The 3,777-nt window shown below is 31.5% G+C and carries 2 protein-coding genes and 2 pseudogenes; 2 read left to right on the top strand and 2 right to left on the bottom strand.

What is annotated here, in order from left to right; all coding sequences use genetic code 11:
• Both ACIGHG_RS25585 and ACIGHG_RS25580 read left to right on the top strand, forming a co-directional pair.
• Positions 1-242, top strand: a pseudogene (locus ACIGHG_RS25585) (VanZ family protein); the annotation flags it as partial.
• Between the two features lie 926 nt (positions 243-1,168).
• Positions 1,169-1,663: pseudogene (locus ACIGHG_RS25580) on the top strand (erythromycin esterase family protein); the annotation flags it as partial.
• Positions 1,664-2,506: 843 nt separating this feature from the next.
• Here the strand turns inward: ACIGHG_RS25580 and ACIGHG_RS25575 are convergent.
• Together ACIGHG_RS25575 and ACIGHG_RS25570 are read right to left on the bottom strand one after the other, a co-directional pair.
• Positions 2,507-2,959 (bottom strand): hypothetical protein, encoded by a 453-nt coding sequence (locus ACIGHG_RS25575; protein ID WP_396551286.1) that lies wholly within the window; start codon positions 2,957-2,959, stop codon positions 2,507-2,509.
• 243 nt (positions 2,960-3,202) lie between these two features.
• A complete protein-coding gene (locus ACIGHG_RS25570; protein ID WP_396551284.1) occupies positions 3,203-3,379 on the bottom strand; it encodes a hypothetical protein in 177 nt (58 codons plus the stop codon).
• Positions 3,380-3,777: the final 398 nt, after the last annotated feature.

Raw genomic sequence — 3,777 nt, 5'->3', positions numbered from 1 at the left:
ATACTTACATCTTGGAGAACAAGAAAGAGGTGATGTTCTACTCTTATTTTAGCATTCCAGACAAGGGTGAAATCACTATACTGCTAGATGGAAAAGAAATAGCTCATATTGAACAATATCCTAACGTAGAACCTTTAAACTTAGCATCTGATGACAAAATAAGCGAAATTACGATTATCGTTTCCGGAAATGCTAAACTATGGGACGTTAGATTCAGTGAAATGAAGCATTGTTGGGAGTGAAGAACCAACATTCTAAGGGGCTCTCTTTGCAATATTTTCAATAAATATGGGGTACAGCCGAGATACATGTAATTTTGAGTATTAATCATACATTTTTTTCCAAACACACTTGTAATTACGAATTTCTTTATTATTTTTCAACTTATTATCATACATCCTAATCATACAGTTGGAACAAAGTGTTTTCAGTAGCTAACCTAATACTTAACGTAAAATTCGGTTCGGTTGCTACACAGACCTCAATTTCCATTCAATATATTTATTAAAAAGCAAAAAAAGAGTTAAATATTAACTCTCTTTTTTTGCTTTTCTTAGTACATTATCAAATATAACCATTAAAACCGTAAATAATATCGACATAATAAACATGTCAGTCAATTGAACTCCTACATCTTCCTTTATAAAAGAAAAATAGGTATATTCTAAACCAAAAAATATAAAAAACAGTATTATATATTTAATTATATTGATAATCCACACCTCTTTCTAATTACCGTTATTTACATTGATATCCAAACCAAGCTAAACTAGCTGCAAAACCTACAATGCCAACCTTAAGAGCATTTTTTCTACTGGTATTGCTTCTTCTTAACAAGAACTTTATTTCAAACACCTTTTTTTGATATATGTATTTATAGAAATAATTAAGCACTAACAAATAATAACATTAATCTAAAGTTAATTAAATAACATTATGTAATAATTCATAAAAATTAGATATTAATGGGGGCCCACCAACCAAATGTCATAAAACCCACGTTAAGACATTTTTTCGAAGTGAAAACCTTGATTTTTGTACGTTAAGGATTGTAACTAAAATGAACGTTTGTGTTACAAATCGAAAAATTAAGGATGAATTCTAAATTCGTCTACAATCAATATGGAATATTTTGTCTTAACACCCCTTTTCGGGGGATGGGCAAAAACATCCAATGTACACTCGAGATCAAAGGATGGCACAGAATTTGGCATGGTTAAGCGAAATGCAATTTAAGAATAAAAAAATGATTGTGTGGGGACACAATTACCATATTAGAAAACAAAATTCTAATATGATTCAAACCGCATCCCCACGCCCATTCCCAAATATAATGGATAAGATACCACAGTATTTGAAAAAGCAAATATACACAGTCGGTTTATTTGCATATAGTGGTAGCAGTTTAGCTACGGATAATCATAAGATTTGGCCTGTAAAGGAAACGCATCAAGCCAATAGTGTCGAAGAAATTTTGAAAGCTGCACAACATCCGCAAGTATTTGTAAATTTAAAAGGTGAGGAAAATCGCCCTGAAACCTCTTGGATGTATATGCCTATTATCGGGCAGTATTGGGGAGTTATGGATGAAATCATGATTCCTAACCAACAATATGATGGTATTCTATGGTTAGAACATATTAGCCCTTCACGAATTAAATAAAACAAAAAGCGCACCATCTATTGTATTGGTGCGCTTTTTGCTTTATAGGGGGCACCATCATCTCCAGCAACTTAAAATTTTATAGCGCCCCCAGAACGAAATTTTGTGTTAACTTGTAACAAAAAAGCTCATTTTTTCGTTTTGGGGTAATTCTGAATTCTTAAGTTGATGGGCATGGGGAATTTTATTTTGTTAGCTTGATAGCCATGGGATAGCACCAAATACCCATCATCCTAAGAACCAAAGCAGACCATAAATTACACTTGAATGTATTGGAAGAAAAAGGTAATATATTTGATATATTTCGAATTTAGTTAACAAATATATTTACAATTTATTAAGGAGTACACATAAATGAACAGGAAAAGAAAAAAGATCATTATTACTTTAATTTTATTTTTTATATGCTCCATTATTTATTGGTTTATAGCTAGCATTTCACTAATTCATTCCCTAATACTCTCACTTATTACCTTTACTTTAGCAATATATGCCGCTATAAGTGATTGGAAAAAGCATTATAATGATAGCATTTTTTTTATTGTAGCCTCTGTGTTTATTTTACTATGTATTATCACTCAATTATATGTTTTATATCCTGTTAATTAACATAATTTCAATTATTAGGAGTCACCTTACACATCCATTAACTTAAGAACTTTATAACACCCCAAAAACAAAAAAATTGTACATTTTCACCTGAAGATGTCAATTTTCTCGTTTTGGGGTATTTGCTTTTCTTAGCTTGATGGTCATGTGGTGCTACCCCACGTATCTCGGTCGAACCCCCTATAGACAAAGAAAAAACGACCCAATTGATGAGTCGTTTTTTTTATTTTTAAGTTATTCCTCCACATCATCCATCCATCCCGTACCTGCACAACCAGCGTTATTGTAATCTGGTGATCCTGTTTTATAACATCGCATATGAATACGATAATATCCATTCGCAGGAGCGTATACTTTATTATACTGTCCCTTAGTAGGAAAATAACTTGATTTTTGTAGATAAACATTTGTTCCAGGGATTTTTTTTGAGGCTTTATCTTCAATCCAAAAGTGTAATGTTCTAGTGTCCCTATTACCACCGCTTCTAGTTACCTTGAATTGAATAATTTCACCAGCTAAATAATAACGAAATTCTGAAGCTTCGTGATAATAAGTATCTTTAAAATTTAAGCTTACTGGATCATTATTCTCAGCAGATGCACTTGGAACGTGAACAAAACCAAATAATACACTCAGGGGCATTACAAAAGCTACTACAGACATCTTTAATTTTTTAAACATCATCATCAACTCCTTTATAAATGTTGTTGGTTAAATCTATGTAATTTACTATATATTGGAAGAGTATTCAAATCAATATAAATCTTTAAAAAATTCAAAAAATACAAAACCCAATAATGGGGTGGCACCAATATTTCGGAAAATGCTAGCGATATCCCTACTTGATGCGGAAATAGAAATTACAGGAGCTTATGATGGAAACAAATAAAAAATACCCCTTGTTATAATATTGCAAGGGACATTTCTGCTTTAAACCATAATGTTGTATTTTTTATCTTCTGAAATTTGCAAGCTTGCGGAATAAATTAAAACCTTACAATTACCTAGTCTACGTTTTGTTTCTGTTTCTAATTTTTCTTTTGCGAATTCTAATGAATGTGCTGGAACTGTTGCGGATTGTACGGTTGTTACCCTATCACTATACATTACGGAAAAATCAATCTCATATTGATAAATCGCTGTACCATCAATCCCCTTTCCCTAGCATACAATTAAAATATATTCACATCTTCAACAAAAAAACTCCCATCTATTTTAAAATTTTATTTAAATACCCTAATAGAACCGATAACAAACGAAATGTCTTTTGAAACTAAATGTATTAGTGATACCTAAAATGTTTGTTACAATTAAATCTGAGGGCTTATTTTTTTGAAAGAGAATTTTTTTAACTTCAATTAATGGTGAGGCAAGAGAAAAGAGTACCTTATTAAGTATTGTAGGGGTGCAGCCACATCGCTATCAAGCTAAGGTTAGGAACGGTCAGTTTCAGAAGAACTTTTTTTCTTTTTCTAAAAATCAGTGTAGATCATTGGAAATTTTGC

The sequence above is a fragment of the Bacillus sp. NPDC077411 genome (assembly GCF_044543425.1).
Lineage (GTDB): Bacteria > Bacillota > Bacilli > Bacillales > Bacillaceae_G > Bacillus_A > Bacillus_A bruguierae.
This window is presented reverse-complemented; position numbering and strand designations above follow the sequence as displayed.

What these genes read in the sequence shown, in the direction of transcription:
- ACIGHG_RS25575 (WP_396551286.1), bottom strand. Translation starts at nt 2,959, where the DNA reads ATGATGATGTTTAAAAAATTAAAGATGTCTGTAGTAGCTTTTGTAATG.
- ACIGHG_RS25570 (WP_396551284.1), bottom strand. Translation starts at nt 3,379, where the DNA reads ATGTATAGTGATAGGGTAACAACCGTACAATCCGCAACAGTTCCAGCA.